The organism is Streptomyces sp. NPDC006174 (assembly GCF_040614075.1).
Lineage (GTDB): Bacteria > Actinomycetota > Actinomycetes > Streptomycetales > Streptomycetaceae > Streptomyces.
Map to the genome: position 1 here is coordinate 29339 of NZ_JBEXTJ010000020.1, position 14677 is coordinate 44015.

A 14677-nucleotide genomic window follows, 5' to 3' on the forward strand; every position below is an offset into this window, starting at 1 on the left:
TAGGAGGAGGGTCTGACAACGCCTCCTCCTCCGCTCATCGCGCGGTCAGAGCGCCGGTGCGTCCGGTCCGATCCGGCTGCGGACCGCCGTCTGCACCTCGGCCTCCTCGGCCGGGTCGGCGGCGAGGCGGCGCAGCCGTTCGGCGACGCGGATGTCTCCGGTCTCGGCGTGCAGGGCGGCCACCTCGCGGGTGGTCTCCTCGCAGTCCCACAGGCACTCCACCGCGAAGCCGGTGGCGAAGGTGGGATCGGTGGCGGCGAGGGCCCGGGCCGCCCGGCCGCGCAGGTGCGAGGAGGACGTCTCGCGGTAGACGTGGCGCAGTACGGGTGCGGCGCAGGCGATGCCGAGGCGGCCGGCGCCGTCGACCAGGGTCCAGAGCCGGGGTGCGTCGGGTCCGTCGCCGCGTACGGCCTCCCGGAGCGCGCCGAGGACTTGGGGAGCGTCCTGGGCGGTGCCACGGCAGGCGAGGATCCCGGCGGCGGAGGCGCCGAGGGCGTCGGGACGCCTGGCCCAGCCGCGGGCGCGTTCCACGGCGTCGTCGCCGGCCATCCGCTCGAAAGCGGCGACTGCGGCGTCGGCGACCGTGCGGGCGGGGCTGAGGGCGGCGGTCTCGATGAGGTCGAGGACGGCGGGGTCGGCCGCCTCGGCCAGATAGTGCAGCGCGGCGCAGCGAGCGCCTTCGGAGCCGTCGCGGGCGGCTTCGAGGATCTGGGGACGGTCCTCGGGTCCGGCGACGGCGGAGAGGCAGCGGGCCGCGGGGACGTGCAGTTCGCTGCCGCGCTCCAGGGCCTGCTGGGCCCAGTCGAAGACGGCCTGGACGCTCCAGCCGGGACGCGGGCCGCCGGGGCGCATCTGGCGCTGCCAGCGGTCGAACGAGCCCTGTTCGGTGGCGGCGCGCACGCGGGCGCCGACCGCTTCGCGCGGGTCGTCGGCCCAGAGCCGCCAGGGTCGCGGCTCGAAGGAGTCGCGTACGGCGGCGGCCAGCTCGGCGGTGCCTTCCTCGGTGGCCGGAAAGCGGCCCAGGACGGGCAGGGCGAGTGAGCGCAGGCCCGCGTCGTCGTCGCGCAGGGCCAGCTCGTCCAGGGCCCAGGCCCAGTTGGCGCCGGTGGCCGCGTAGCGGCGGAGCAGCGCCAGGGCGTCGTCGCGTCCGTAGGAGGCGAGGTGGCCGAGGACGGAGAGCGCGAGCCCGGTACGGGAGTCGTCGGTGTCCGTGTGGTCGTCGGGGTCACCCAGGTGGCGCTCGATCTCCTCGATGCCGCCGTCGAGATCCAGGTACAGGCGGGCGTAGTAGAGGGAGCGGTTCTCCACCTGCCAGTCGTGACGGGGGTCGCTCACGACGCAGTGGTTGAGGGCCGCGAGGGCCTCGGGGCGCGGAGCGGCGAGCGCGTGGAGCGTGCCGTCGCCGCGGCCCCTCTGCAGCAGGCCGAGCAGGGTGCCGCTCGGCGCTATGAACGGATCGAACATGGGAGAAAGCCTCACATCAAGCTGTCGACGCAACCGGGACTGTGCAGTGACCCGTGCCCCGTGGGCACGGGGGGATGTCCGGGGGACACCCCTACGCCGCGCAGCGACATGATCGGCCGACCGTCGTCTTCTGCTTGGTGTAGACCATCTTCCTCTGCCTCTCGTCGGTGGCCCGAAACGGACCCGCGACGTCATGATGACCCAGCCATTTCGCCACCGCGACCACATTTACGACGGACCGGTCAGCGGACCCCTCTGCGGACAGGCCCGCAGGCGCGCCCGCCCGCGTCTCAACGCGCACCGAAGCGTTCCAGCAGGTCGGCCTTGCCGAACATCTGGGCCGTGTCCCGCGCGGACGGCGTTCCGGCGGCGGGGTCGGCGCCCGCGGCGAGCAGGGCGTCGATGACGGCGTCCTCGCTCTTGAAGACGGCTCCGGCCAGCGGGGTCTGGCCGCGGTCGTTGGCCCGGTCCGGGTCGGCGCCGCGGGCGACGAGCGCGGTGACCGCCTCGGCGTGGCCGTGGTAGGCGGCGAGCATCAGCAGCGAGTCGCCCCGGTCGTTGGTGAGGTTGGCCGGGACGCCGGCGTCGACGTACGCGGCGAGCGTCTCGGTCTCGCCGGTGCGGGCCAGGTCGAAGACCTTGGTCGCCAGCTCGACCACCTCGGGATCGGGAGTTTCGCTCATCGCGCGGGCCGCCTTCCTTGACCGTGCGGCGGCTCACGCCGCCGCGGTTGACCGGGTGGTGTACGGCACGGGGCCGTACGAGTGAATCGACAGGGTACTGCTCGGGGACGGACATGACCGGGCCCGGATACGGCAAAAGATCACCGCGGACGGTTCCTGCCCGGCATGGACTCCGAAATACCGCGCGCGGGCCACCGGTTCACCTCGGCCAGTCAAGTGAAAATGCGTTTTATTCACTCGATTGCACCTTTTATCGCATAGATACTTCGCGTGATCCTGGAAGGACTCATGGTGACTGTCCCCTCAACCAGGAGATCCGCTCATGATCCTTTCCATCTCGGGCGTGGTACTGCTCGCCATCGTCGTCTTCCTGTTCTTCAAGAAGGACGGGCTCAAGGCGTCCCACGCCATCGTCTGCGCGCTGTTCGGCTTCTACCTGGCCGGCACCGCGATCGCGCCGAGCATCACGGCAGGCGGGGCGAGCCTCGCCGGTCTGCTGGGCGGGATCAAGTTCTGACGCTCCGCAACCGCTCCCACCCCTTCAGGAGACAGCTGTGGCCCGGCGACCACTCCCCCGCATTCTGAGCAGCGGCAGCGCTTCGATCACTCGCAGCAGAGAGATCGCGCGCACGGCCGCCGACAGTGCCACCGATGTGCTCCATCCGCTGATCACGATCCTGCGTGGTCTGCGGCTGCTGGCCGTCTCCGGCCGGCAGAGGTGGGCCGCGACACCCAAGGAACGGCGTGGTCCCAAGCTGCTCCTGGCCGCGGCCTGCGTGCTCGCCGTGGCGCTCGTGCCGTACGGGCCGATCCTGGCCCTGATCACGGTGATGGGCGCCGCCGCGTGGAAGGGGCGGGAGCGGACCCCCGTGAAGACCGGCCCGGACGAGGCGGAGTCCACCCGTCTGCGCGCCCTGTACGAGGCGCTCGTGCCGTACTTCTCGGTACCCGAGGACCCCGACCCGCTCTTCGCCCACGGCGGCGACTGGGAGAGGACGTTCACGGAGTACGCCTTCGACGGCGACGGGCGCCTCACCCGCCTCCAGGTCTCCTACCCGGCGTACTTCACCGACGGCGAGACCGCCGCACGGTCCCGGATCGAGCAGCTGCTGCACACCAAGTCGGGCCGCGGCCGCGAGTACCACTTCGTCTGGAACGAGGAGGCCAACCGCCTCGTCATGACCGTGCTCGACCCGCTGCCGGCCTCGATCGCCGCCCAGCGCTTCGTCACCGCGCCCGGCGAGACGGTCCTCGGCTTCACCGACCCGGACGCCGTACGCCGTACGGTCCCGGTGCGCGACGGCGACACCACGTCGGACGCCTCCCCGGTCGTCTGGCGCACCGGCAACCGCTCCACCGAGCCGCACCTCCTGGCCGTCGGACAGCCCGGCAGCGGCACCACCACGCTGGTCCGCTCCATCGCGCTCCAGGCCCTCCAGCAGGGCGACGTCCTCATCGTCGACGGCAGCGGGACCGGTGAGTACGGCGCCCTCATCGGCCGCACCGGCGTCCTCGCCGTGGAGTCCGGCCTGAGCGGCGCGCTGGCCACCCTGGAGTGGGCGGCGCACGAGACGGAGCGGCGGCTGATCTTCGCCAACCGGGCCCGCCAAGGAGGCCATCCGGTCCCCGAGGACATCAAGCGCCCGCTCTGGATCCTGCTGGACCGTCCCGGCGTCCTCGGCCACCTCGCCGCCGCCGACGGCAGGCCCGACCCGCAGGAGCTGCTCCAGGTGCCGCTGCGGCACGGTCGGGCGGCCGGGGTCACCGTCGTCCTGGCCGACCAGTTCGACGCCGTGGAGAACCTCACCGAGACCGTACGGACCCACACCCGGGCCCGCGTGGTCCTCGGGCCCGCCTCCCGCGAGCAGATCGCCGCCGTGCTGGGCGCCGAGCCGAACACCACTCCGCCGCCGGAGGTGCCGGCGGGACGCGGTTACGCGCGCCTGGGCACCGGGCCGGTGCTGCGCCTCCAGGTTCCGGCGACCCCGGATCCGTACGACGAGGACGCGAGCGAGAGCCACCGGCAGGCGGTGCTCGACGTGCTGCCGCAGCTGCCGGGCGCCGCGCCGCAGGAGCCGCAGCAGGAGTCGTGGCCGGAGCCGGCCGCCGTGTCCGACGGGCCGGCCGAGGACACCGCCGAGGTGCCCGTGGCCGTGGAGACCGTACCGACCGGGCAGCTGGCCAAGGCGCAGGCGGCGATCGCCGAGGGCTGAACCCTCGGGCGGAACAGTGCGGGCGGAGAGACGGGCCGGATGGCCCGCTCACCGCCCGCAGACGTCCCACGCCCGTCAAACCCCTCAGGCCACTCAGGCCACGAAGCTCCGTGGCGCGTCCGCTCCGGCGCCCGCGCCGGAGCGCACCAGCTCCACCGCTGCCGCGAGCCGCACCGCCGCCTCCTCCGCGACCGGGCCGCCCACCGTGAACGGCAGCCGCACATAGCCCTCGAACGCCCCGTCCACGCCGAACCGCGGCCCCGAAGGCACCCGTACGCCGACGCGCTCGCCCGCCACCGCCAGCCGGGAGCCGGAGAGGCCGCCCGTCCGCACCCAGAGGGTCAGCCCGCCGCGCGGCACCGCGAACTCCCAGTCCGGCAGTTCCCGGCGCACCGCCGCCACCAGCTGGTCGCGGTTCTCACGCGCCTGGTCCCGCCGGATCTCCACCGCCTGCTCCCAGCCACCCGTGCCCATGAGCCAGTTGATGGCGAGCTGTTCCAGGACCGGAGTGCCCATGTCCGCGTAGGCGCGGGCCGAGACCAGCGACCGGATGACGTCCGGGGCCGCGCGGACCCAGCCGATCCGCATCCCGGCCCAGAACGCCTTGCTGGCCGAGCCGACAGTGAGCACCGTGCTGCCGGCCGGGTCGAAGGCGCAGACCCGGCGGGGCATGGCGACGTCGGCGTCCAGGCGGAGTTCGGTCATCGTCTCGTCGACGACCAGGACGGTGCCGGCGGAGCGGGCCGCGTCGACCAGTTCGCGCCGCTGCTGCTCGTCCGCGAGCGCGCCGGTCGGGTTGTGGAAATCGGCCACCACATAGGCGAGCCGCGGCGCCGAGTCCCGCAGCACCTGGCGCCACCGGTTCATGTCCCAGCCGCCGATGCCCTCCTCCATCGCGACCGGGACGAGACGGGCTCCCGTCTCGCGCATCAGCTGGAGGATGTTGGCGTACGAAGGGGACTCCACCGCGATCCGTTCGCCGCGGCCCGCGAAGAGGTGGCAGATGGCGTCGATGGCGCCCATCGCACCGGTGGTGACCATGATCTGTTCGGGCATCGTGGAGATACCGAGCGCGGTGTAGCGGTCGGCGATCATCTGCCGCAGAGCGGGAAGCCCGGCCGGGTAGTCGCCGTGCGTGTGGGCGTACGGAGGCAGCTCCTCCACCGCACCTTGGAAGGCCCGGGTCAGCCAGGGCTCGGGCGCGGGCAGGGAGGCGCAGCCCAGGTCGATCATCGAGCCGAGCGACTCCGGAGGCAGCGGTTCCAGGCCCCGGGCCGGCAGCGGGTTCCCGGCCGGGACGGCGGTCCAGCTGCCGGCGCCGCGACGCGACTCCAGAAACCCTTCCGCGCGCAGCGCCTCGTAGGCGGCGGCGACGGTGGTGCGGCTGACGGCGAGGGCGAGGGCCAGTTCGCGTTCGGCGGGCAGCCGGGCGGCGACCGGAACGCGCCCCTCCAGCACAAGGAGCCGTACGCCGTCTGCGAGCGCGCGGTAAGCGGGCGGCTTCCGTCCGGCGGGGCCGGTGGGCCGGGGCTGCTGCGCCTGGAGCTGCCGGGCGAGCTGCGCCGCTCCGACGGTCGAAGTCCACTGCGCCATGAAAATCAGTCCACCTTCCTCGAATTGGCCATATCTGGTGGCCGATCCCCTGCCACAGAGTGACACGCAGCAGTCCACTACCACCACACCAGGGGGCAACACGTGTCCAGCACCACCGCCCGTGGCACCAACCACCTCACCCGGCGGCTGGTCCAGCTGTACGCCGGCCTGACGCTGTACGGGGCGAGTTCGGCGCTCCTGGTCCGCGCCGAACTCGGTCTGGAGCCGTGGGGCGTGCTGCACCAGGGCCTCACGGAGCTGACCGGCATCTCGATCGGCGTCGTCTCGATCATCGTCGGCGCGATCGTGCTGCTGCTGTGGATCCCGCTACGGCAGCGTCCGGGGCTCGGCACCGTCTCCAACGTCTTCGTGGTCGGCCTGGCGATGGACGGCACGCTCGCCCTCGTCGGCGACCTCGACGGCCTCGGGGTCAGGATCCCGGTGATGGTCCTGGCCATCGTGCTGAACGGCGTGGCGACCGGGCTGTACATAGCGGCCCGCTTCGGCCCGGGCCCGCGCGACGGACTGATGACCGGGCTGAACCGGGCCACGGGCCGCTCCATCCGGCTGGTCCGTACGGCGATCGAAGTGGCCGTCGTCGTCACCGGCTTCCTTCTCGGCGGCTCGCTCGGGGCCGGTACGGTCCTGTACGCGCTGGCGATCGGCCCGCTGGCCCAGTTCTTCCTGCGGCTCTTCGAACTCCCCGCGCCCGCCACGGCGACGGTCACCACCGCGCCCCCCGCCGGACCCGGCCCCGTTGCCACCCCTCCATCCGGGCAGGCCATACTGCCGCAGTGAAACCGAGCCGCCATCCCTATCTTGATCACGCGACACCTCTTGCCTTCGCTCATCGCGGCGGGGCGGCGGACGGCGTGGAGAACACCGCGGCCGCCTTCCGCCGGGCGGCCGCCGCGGGCTACCGCTACTTCGAGACCGACGTCCACACCACGGCGGACGGCCGCCTCGTCGCCTTCCACGACGCCACGCTCGACCGGGTCACCGACGCCCGGGGCAGGATCTCCGCGCTGCCCTGGAGCGAGGTGCGCCGGGCCAGGATCGGCGGCACCGAACCCCTTCCGCTCTTCGAGGAGCTGCTGGAGGAGTTCCCGGACGCCCGCTGGAACGTGGACCTCAAGGCGGAACCGGCCCTGGAACCCCTCCTGGAGCTGATCCGCAGGACCGACGCCTGGGACCGGGTCTGCGTCGGCTCCTTCTCCGAGGCACGGGTGGCCCGCGCGCACCGCCTCGCTGGACCGCGTCTGGCCACCTCGTACGGCGTGCGCGGGGTCCTCGGGCTGCGGCTGCGCTCGTACGGGATCCCGGCGGCGCTGCGGGCGGGCGCGGTCTGCGCGCAGGTTCCCGAGCGGCAGAACGGCATCCCGGTGGCCGACGCCCGTTTCGTCCGCACCGCGCACGCGCTCGGCCTCCAGGTGCACGTCTGGACGGTCAACGAACCCGAGCGGATGACGGCCCTCCTGGACCTCGGAGTGGATGGCATCATGACCGATCACATCGAGACGCTGCGTACGGTGCTGAGCGAGCGGGGGGCCTGGTCCTGACGCCGGGCCCGTCCGCGTCCGCACGCGAGAACCGAGGGGGCGCGGGTTGAGCACCGGAACCGCAGGAACGACAGATCCGGCCGGAAAGCCGCCGGGCGACGGGTCGGCGGCGGCGGCTCGCAGACGCGAACAGCACGGCTGGTACTTCTACGACTTCGCCTGTTCCGTCTACTCCACCAGCGTGCTGACCGTCTTCCTCGGTTCCTATCTGACGTCGATCGCCAAGGCCGCCGCCGATCCCGACGGCTTCGTGCATCCGCTGGGCATACCCGTGCGCGCGGGCTCGCTGTTCGCGTACTCCGTATCGGCCTCCATCGTGGTCGCCGTGATCCTGATGCCGATCGTGGGCGCGGCGGCGGACCGTACGGGACGTAAGAAGCCGCTGCTGGCGGCGGCGGCCTATACAGGTGCCGCGGCGACGGCGGGGATGTTCTTCCTGGACGGCCACCGCTATCTGCTGGGCGCGTTCCTGCTGATCGCGGCGAACGCGTCGATCTCCGTGTCGATGGTCCTGTACAACGCCTATCTGCCGCAAATCGCCGGGCCGGAGGAGCGCGACGCGGTCTCCTCGCGCGGCTGGGCCTTCGGCTACACCTCGGGCGCGCTGGTGCTCGTGCTCAACCTGATCCTGTACACGGGCCACGAGTCCTTCGGTCTCGCGGAGTCCGACGCGGTACGGATCTGCCTCGCGTCGGCGGGTGTGTGGTGGGGCGCGTTCACCCTCGTACCGCTGCGGCGGCTGCGCGACCGGCGGGTGGCACCGGACGGCGAGGGAGCGGTCGGCTCCGGCTGGAAGCAGCTGGTGGCGACCCTGAAGGACATGCGGCGCCACCCGCTGACACTCTCGTTCCTGCTCGCGTACCTCGTCTACAACGACGGCATCCAGACGGTGATCTCGCAGGCCTCCTTGTACGGCTCCGAGGAGCTGGGCCTCGACCAGACGACCCTGATCGTCGCCGTGCTGCTGGTGCAGGTCCTGGCGGTGGCCGGGGCGCTCGGCATGGGCCGGCTGGCGCGGGTGTACGGCGCCAAACGCACGATCCTGGGCTCGCTCGTCGTGTGGACCGCGATCCTGGTCTCCGCCTATCTGCTGCCGGCCGACGCGCCCGTCTTCTTCTTCGTTCTCGCGGCGGCCATCGGACTGGTGCTGGGCGGCAGCCAGGCGCTGTCGCGCTCGCTCTTCTCCCACCTGGTGCCGCGCGGCAAGGAGGCGGAGTACTTCTCGGCGTACGAGATGAGCGACCGCGGTCTGAGCTGGCTGGGCCCCCTGGTGTTCGGTCTGGCGTACCAGCTGACCGGCAGCTACCGGGAGGCGATCATCTCGCTCATCGTGTTCTTCGCGCTCGGCGCGGTGCTGCTCGCGCGGGTGCCCGTACGGCGCGCGATCACGGCCGCGGGCAATCCCGTACCGGAGCGGATTTAGACGTTGAAGTGAAAGGGCGGTAGTATACGTCTTTGGCCTGCCCGGAGGACCGTCACTGCGAGTGGAAGCAGCTCAACCGTTGGGTGACAACGCTCGACAGAGGTGACAAACCGGGCAAGGGTGGGTACTCGACCCAAGACAAAGCAGCGGCACGAACGGGCGACGCATGACCGGCGACGGGAATCTTTGCCAGCGACCGGACGTTGACCGGATGACGACGACAGCGACATTTTGTCCTGTGGGCGACAAGCCCGGGAGGCACGATTCATGAGTGAGCGAGCTCTTCGCGGCACGCGACTTGTGGTTACCAGCTACGAGACGGACCGCGGCATCGATCTGGCCCCGCGCCAGGCGGTGGAGTACGCATGCCAGAACGGACATCGATTCGAGATGCCGTTCTCGGTGGAGGCGGAGATTCCGCCGGAGTGGGAGTGCAAGGCGTGCGGCGCCCAGGCACTCCTGGTGGACGGGGATGGCCCCGAGGAGAAGAAGGGCAAGCCTGCGCGTACGCACTGGGACATGCTCATGGAGCGGCGCACGCGTGAGGAGCTCGAAGAGGTGCTGGCCGAGAGGCTGGCGGTTCTGCGCTCCGGAGCCATGAACATCGCCGTGCACCCGCGGGACAGCAGGAAGTCTGCCTGACCGCGTAAAGCACCACCGCACTCCGCGTACCTAGCGCACCGAGCGCGACAACAGCACAGCACAAGAGCCGCGGGTCGTGACACAGAACGTGTGTCACGACCCGCGGCTGTTGCATGTCCGGCGCCGGCCTGCCCGGGTCTCAGGGAGTGAGCGGCGGGCGCGGGCCGCGAGGATCGTCGTCGGGGCCGGTGGGGCGGGAAGCGGGCTGTGTGCCGTCCTCGCGGATGACCTCACCCTGGACGACCTTTCCGTCCGGCTGGTGCATACGGGCCTGCTGGAAGGCGTCCGAGAGGCTGCCGGGAGACGCGGCCCGCATCCGCCGCTCCAGGGACTGCTCCGCCCGGCGGCTGATCAGCGTGCGGACCGGCGGCACCAGCAGGAGCAGACCGGCCGCGTCCGAGATCAGGCCGGGGATCAGGAGCAGCAGTCCGGCGAGCATCAGCAGCCCGTTGCCACGGGAGGCCTTGCCGCCGGTGACCTGCGGGGCCTCGGTGGCGCCGGGCTGTCCCGGCATCCGCTGGAGGGTCTCGGTGAGGTTCTTGAAGGCGCGGCGCCCTGCGCGCTTGATCACCACGGTGCCGAGCACCGCTCCGGCGACCAGGAGCAGCAGGACGGTGAGCCCGCCCGCGGCCGAGGCCACCACGGTCAGCAGCCAGACCTCCAGGACCAGCCAGGCGGCGAGGGCCAGGGGCAGGAATCTACGGGCGCGTGAGCGCCGGGGACGGGTCGGGGGCGGAGTGCCGGTCGTCATGCCACCAGTGTGCCCGTACGGAGGTGGAAGCGGCGTAAGGGGGTGATCATGGACCGGCCCGTACGCGCCGGAGGGTCAGGGTTTCTTGCGGCCCAGGACCTTGTTGGCGCGGGAGGTGACGCCCCAGCCCGTGACCCGCCACAGGGCCTCGACGAGGATGTCCCGGCTCATCTTCGAGTCGCCGACCTCGCGGTCCACGAAGGTGATGGGGACCTCGACCACGTGGTAGCCGGCCTCCACCGAGCGGCGGGCCAGGTCGACCTGGAAGCAGTAGCCCTGCGAGGCGACCTCGTCGAGTCCGAGGCCCTGGAGGGTCTCGGTGCGGAAGGCGCGGTAGCCGCCGGTGACGTCGCGGACGGAGAGGCCGAGGGCGAGGCGGGAGTAGAGGCTGCCGCCGCGCGAGATGACCTCGCGGCTCTTGGGCCAGTTGACGACCCGGCCGCCGGGGACCCAGCGGGAGCCGAGGACGAGGTCGGCGCCCTTGAGCGCGGTGAGCAGGCGGGGCAGTTCCTCGGGCTGGTGGGAGCCGTCGGCGTCCATCTCGACGAGGACGCCGTAACCGTGCTCGGTGCCCCAGGCGAAGCCCGCGAGGTAGGCGGCGCCGAGCCCTTCCTTGCCCTTGCGGTGCAGGACGTGGACCTGGTCGTCCGCGGCCGCGATCTCGTCGGCCGCCTTGCCGGTGCCGTCGGGGCTGTTGTCGTCGGCCACCAGGATGTCGGCGTCCGGCACGGCCGTGCGCACCCGCTCGACGATCGGCCTGATGTTCTCGACCTCGTTGTAGGTCGGAATGATCACGAGGACCTTGCCGAGCGGGCCGAACTGCCTCTGACCGCCGTCGTTCACTACTGCCCCTTAAAGTCCGTACACAGAGGGACACCATATCCAGCACATCGCCGCCGGGGTCCTACGCGGTCGTACGGACGCGTGGCACAGGCCGGGCAGATGGACGGAACTGCGGACAGAAGCACGGACGAAAGCCGTGACCTCCGGCAGGGACGGAGCTGCGGATCGGGGCCCGGCGCCCTTCGGGCCGACCTGGGACCCGCTGGCTGCGGATCGACCGAAAGCCGTTGTCTACTGAACGTCCGGGCCCCACCCGGGTCGCACCCTCCGTCCGGCTGAAACCTTCCCTCGCCCCCGAGGCGCGGGCGCTGAACCTGGCTGTCAGTGGCGGTGCGCCGGTGCGGCACACCACCCCATGACCCAGCGGCGTTCGACGACTGCGTGGAGGTTTCACCGGTCGGACGTCCTGTGGTGGACCCGGCCGAACCTACCGGCCCGTGGGCGCGTTCTGTCAACACCCGTGCGACCTGCGGCTTTTGCCCGAATCGCCTGGTCAGTGCCCAAGATCCGCAGGTCGTGAACGCGTGCCCGAGCCATCGATCGGCGGTACGGCACGCTGTGACGTCACTCGTTCGGTCGCACGTAGACCGTTTGTCCGGACACCACCGTCCGCAGGCAGACCGGCAGTTCGGCGCCCGGCGTCAGATCCGGCAGCCCGGGCGTGCCGGAGCGGGGGTCGGTGGACCAGCGGGCGACCCGGTCGTCGGGGGCCTGGACCAGGAGTTCGGCGGTCCGCCAGACCGCGTAGTCGGCCGGTGCACCGGGCACCAGGAGCCCCGCGTCGTCCCGGCCGATGGCCCGCCAGCCGCCTCGGGTGTGCGCGGTGAAGCCGGCCCGGACGGAGATGCGGTGCTCGGGCGTGCGGTGGTGCGCGGCGGCCCGCACGGTGCCCCACGGGTCGAGCGGGGTGACCGGGCTGTCGGAGCCGAAGGCGAGCGGCACTCCGGCCCGCAGGAGTGCCGCGTACGGGTTCAGCGTGGCGGCCCGCTCCGCGCCGAGGCGCTGGGCGTACATGCCGTCCGGTCCGCCCCAGGCGGCGTCGAAGGCCGGCTGGACGGAGGCGGTGAGGCCGAGTTCGGCGAAGGCGGCGATGGTCTCCGGGGTGAGCATCTCGGCGTGCTCGACGCGGTGGCGGGCGGCGCGGATCCTGGCGAGGCCGAGCGTCTCGGCGGCGGCCCGCACGCCTTCCACGACGGCGGTGACGGCCGCGTCGCCGATGGCGTGGAAGCCCGCCTGGAGGCCGGCCTCGGTGCAGGCGGTGACATGGGCGGCGATCGCGGCGGCGTCCAGGTGGGCGGTGCCGGTCTGCGGGTCGTCGGCGTACGGCTCGTGCAGGCAGGCGGTGTGCGAGCCGAGCGAACCGTCGACGAAGAGGTCGCCGGCCGCGCCGGCCGCGCCGAGCTCCCGGATGCGGCGGGCGCCCTTCTCGTCGGCGATCTCCTCGGCCCAGAGGCCGAAGACCCGGGGTCCTGGCCGCTCGGCGGCGAGAGCCAGGAGCGAGGTGAAGTCCTCCTCATCGGAGATCTCGGGCCCGCCGCACTCGTGGAGGGTGCCGATACCGAGGGAGGCGGCGTGGTCGAGCGCGGCGCGCTGGGCGGCGGTGCGCTGGGCCGGGGTGAGCGCGTTGTGCGCGGCGGCGCGTACGGCGTGGTGGGCGTCGCCGGTCAGCGGCGCGTCGGGGTGGTAGCCGGTCATCGCGGTGACGCCCGGGACGAGGTCCAGCAGGGCGGTGGTGGCGACGGCGGAGTGCACGTCGATCCGCGGCAGGTAGAGGGCCCGGCCGCCGGTCGCCTCGTCGAGCTCGGCGCGCGAGGGGTGGCGCTGTTCGGGCCACCGCGCGGCGTCCCAGCCGTGGCCGAGCAGGACGTCCCCGGCACCGTGCCGGTTCGCGAACGCACGGACGAGGCCGAGGGCTTCGGAGAGCGTACGGGCGCCGGAGAGGTCCAGTCCGGTGAGGGCCAGGCCGGTGGCGGTGGTGTGCACATGAGCGTCGGTGAACGCCGGAGTGACCAGCGCGCCCTCCAGGTCGACCACCTCGTCGACGCCGCTCGCGAAGGCGTCGGCGGCCCCTTCCGAGCCCACCCAGGCGACATGTCCGCGCTCCACGACCATCGCGGTGGCGAACGGGTCGGCCGGGCTGTGGACGTCTCCACCGCGCAGCAGCAGGGTGCGGTGGTCGGGGGCGCTCTGAGGGGCGGTGCTCTCGGTCATGGGACCAGTCTCGCGCCTGCCACGGACCGTGGAGTCCGCACCCCCCTCAGACGCGCGGCGGCCGGGCCTCGTACGGGGTGGAGAGGACGACGGTCGTACGGGTCGAGACGCCAGCCAGCGTGCGGATCCTGGTCAGCAGGTGCTCCAGCTCCAGCGGGGTCGCCACGCGCACCTTGAGGATGTAGTTCTCGTCCCCGGCGACGCTGTGGCATGCCTCCAGCTCCGGTACGCCCGCCAGCCGCTCCGCGATGTCGTCGGGCGCGCTGGGGTCGAACGGCTTCACCGAGATGAACGCGGTGAGGGGCAGCCCGACGGCCTCGGGGTCGACGACGGCGGCATAGCCGCGGATCACCCCGCGCTGCTCCAGCCTGCGGACGCGCTGATGAACGGCCGAGGTGGACAGGCCCGTGGCCTTGCCCAGGTCGGTATAGCTCATCCGCCCGTCCTTGACGAGCAACTCCACGATCTGACGGTCCAGCTCCTCCATGCGGATCAACCTATGGCCCCGGACGCCTGTCGGCACAGTCGCACAAGGTCACGGAACGGCACCTGCGGGCGGCATGTGACGAACGCCACAGACCTACGGGTCGGTAGCGGGGCCTCTGGCGGTTATCGGCCGCGAGCGGAGGGAAGTGCTTGCTGTGGTCGTGGCCGTGGCGCTGTGCCGGCCCACCCGAGGGGGGAAGATCCCATGCAGAGCATGAAGCTCACCGGACGTACCGAACCGGAGCCCGTCGATCCGGACGAGGACGACGGCGCCGATGTGTACGACATGTTCGAGATGTTCCGGGTGGTCTGCCCGGACTGCGCCCAGCCGATCGCGCTGCTGGCCGACGAGGACGTCCTGCCGGAGCACGCCCGGTGCCCCACCCCGTGGAACCCGTTCGTGCTCACCGTCTGCTCCGGCACCGGCCGCGCCGCGGTGGAGGCCCGTCCCGCCGACGAGACGCTGGAGCCCCAGGAGCAGGAGGCGGCACTGCTGCTGACACTCCCCCAGGGCCTGGACTGGCGGATGCAGCCCTTCTCCCACGCCGGCGGCCCGGGCTCCCGGCCGCTGCGTGTGGACCGGATGCGGCGCGAGGCCGCCTGAGCCGCCGTTCGCGACCAAGGAGGTGGGTGCTCACGGGCACCCGCCGAACTGGCACTCGGTTCGGGCCGGCAGTGACCCGGCCCGGCCCCGCCGCGTTGACCTCCGTATGACGACGCTGCACTCACCAGTCGGCTCGGGGCGCCGCCGGCTCGCTCCTCCGGCGCCCGAAGAATCGGTTCCGCAGCCGCTGCCCCGGTCGACAGGG

14 protein-coding genes are annotated in these 14677 nt (G+C 72.3%); 7 read left to right on the top strand and 7 right to left on the bottom strand.

Annotation, left to right across the window (positions count from 1 at the left end; genetic code table 11):
* Positions 1 to 45: 45 nt before the first annotated feature.
* A complete protein-coding gene (locus tag ABZ267_RS32035; protein ID WP_356754175.1) occupies positions 46 to 1464 on the bottom strand; it encodes a HEAT repeat domain-containing protein in 1419 nt (472 codons plus the stop codon).
* Positions 1465 to 1754: 290 nt separating this feature from the next.
* Complete coding sequence (locus ABZ267_RS32040; protein ID WP_356754177.1) at positions 1755 to 2147, bottom strand: ankyrin repeat domain-containing protein; 393 nt, start codon at positions 2145 to 2147, stop codon at positions 1755 to 1757.
* Positions 2148 to 2469: 322 nt separating this feature from the next.
* Here ABZ267_RS32040 and ABZ267_RS32045 point away from each other — a divergent pair, with 322 nt between their 5' ends.
* Both ABZ267_RS32045 and ABZ267_RS32050 read left to right on the top strand, forming a co-directional pair.
* A complete protein-coding gene (locus ABZ267_RS32045; protein ID WP_003970432.1) occupies positions 2470 to 2664 on the top strand; it encodes a hypothetical protein in 195 nt (64 codons plus the stop codon).
* Between the two features lie 37 nt (positions 2665 to 2701).
* On the top strand, positions 2702 to 4360 hold the full coding sequence (locus tag ABZ267_RS32050; RefSeq protein ID WP_356754179.1) for a hypothetical protein: 1659 nt from the start codon (positions 2702 to 2704) through the stop codon (positions 4358 to 4360).
* A gap of 93 nt (positions 4361 to 4453) precedes the next feature.
* On the opposite strand, the gene ABZ267_RS32055 is transcribed toward ABZ267_RS32050, so the two are convergent.
* Positions 4454 to 5953 (bottom strand): PLP-dependent aminotransferase family protein, encoded by a 1500-nt coding sequence (locus ABZ267_RS32055; RefSeq protein WP_356754181.1) that lies wholly within the window; start codon positions 5951 to 5953, stop codon positions 4454 to 4456.
* A 102-nt stretch (positions 5954 to 6055) separates the two neighbouring features.
* Between ABZ267_RS32055 and ABZ267_RS32060 the strand changes: the two genes are divergently transcribed.
* From ABZ267_RS32060 to ABZ267_RS32075, 4 genes are all read left to right on the top strand, one after another.
* A complete protein-coding gene (locus tag ABZ267_RS32060) occupies positions 6056 to 6751 on the top strand; it encodes a hypothetical protein (protein WP_356754183.1) in 696 nt (231 codons plus the stop codon).
* The gene (locus ABZ267_RS32065) at positions 6748 to 7512 is read left to right on the top strand and encodes a glycerophosphodiester phosphodiesterase family protein (RefSeq protein WP_356754185.1); all 765 of its coding nucleotides are present in this window, start codon (positions 6748 to 6750) and stop codon (positions 7510 to 7512) included. The genes ABZ267_RS32060 and ABZ267_RS32065 overlap by 4 nt, the downstream gene beginning before the upstream one ends.
* A 46-nt stretch (positions 7513 to 7558) precedes the next feature.
* Positions 7559 to 8935 carry an MFS transporter gene (locus ABZ267_RS32070; protein ID WP_356754187.1) on the top strand — a complete coding sequence of 459 codons (1377 nt, stop codon included), beginning with the start codon at positions 7559 to 7561 and terminating at the stop codon, positions 8933 to 8935.
* Positions 8936 to 9202: 267 nt separating this feature from the next.
* Positions 9203 to 9577 (top strand): RNA polymerase-binding protein RbpA, encoded by a 375-nt coding sequence (locus tag ABZ267_RS32075; protein ID WP_003959706.1) that lies wholly within the window; start codon positions 9203 to 9205, stop codon positions 9575 to 9577.
* 139 nt (positions 9578 to 9716) lie between these two features.
* On the opposite strand, the gene fxsA is transcribed toward ABZ267_RS32075, so the two are convergent.
* The 4 genes from fxsA to ABZ267_RS32095 form a co-directional block, all read right to left on the bottom strand.
* Positions 9717 to 10328 carry an FxsA family membrane protein gene (gene fxsA / locus ABZ267_RS32080; RefSeq protein WP_356754189.1) on the bottom strand — a complete coding sequence of 204 codons (612 nt, stop codon included), beginning with the start codon at positions 10326 to 10328 and terminating at the stop codon, positions 9717 to 9719.
* A 75-nt stretch (positions 10329 to 10403) separates the two neighbouring features.
* Positions 10404 to 11171: a polyprenol monophosphomannose synthase gene (locus ABZ267_RS32085; protein WP_356754191.1), complete on the bottom strand. Its 768-nt coding sequence runs from the start codon at positions 11169 to 11171 to the stop codon at positions 10404 to 10406.
* 564 nt (positions 11172 to 11735) lie between these two features.
* Complete coding sequence (locus ABZ267_RS32090; protein ID WP_356754192.1) at positions 11736 to 13382, bottom strand: amidohydrolase; 1647 nt, start codon at positions 13380 to 13382, stop codon at positions 11736 to 11738.
* A gap of 46 nt (positions 13383 to 13428) precedes the next feature.
* On the bottom strand, positions 13429 to 13869 hold the full coding sequence (locus ABZ267_RS32095) for an Lrp/AsnC family transcriptional regulator (RefSeq protein ID WP_015607305.1): 441 nt from the start codon (positions 13867 to 13869) through the stop codon (positions 13429 to 13431).
* Positions 13870 to 14073: 204 nt separating this feature from the next.
* Here ABZ267_RS32095 and ABZ267_RS32100 point away from each other — a divergent pair, with 204 nt between their 5' ends.
* Positions 14074 to 14472 (top strand): hypothetical protein, encoded by a 399-nt coding sequence (locus tag ABZ267_RS32100; protein ID WP_356754194.1) that lies wholly within the window; start codon positions 14074 to 14076, stop codon positions 14470 to 14472.
* The last annotated feature ends 205 nt before the right edge of the window (positions 14473 to 14677 follow it).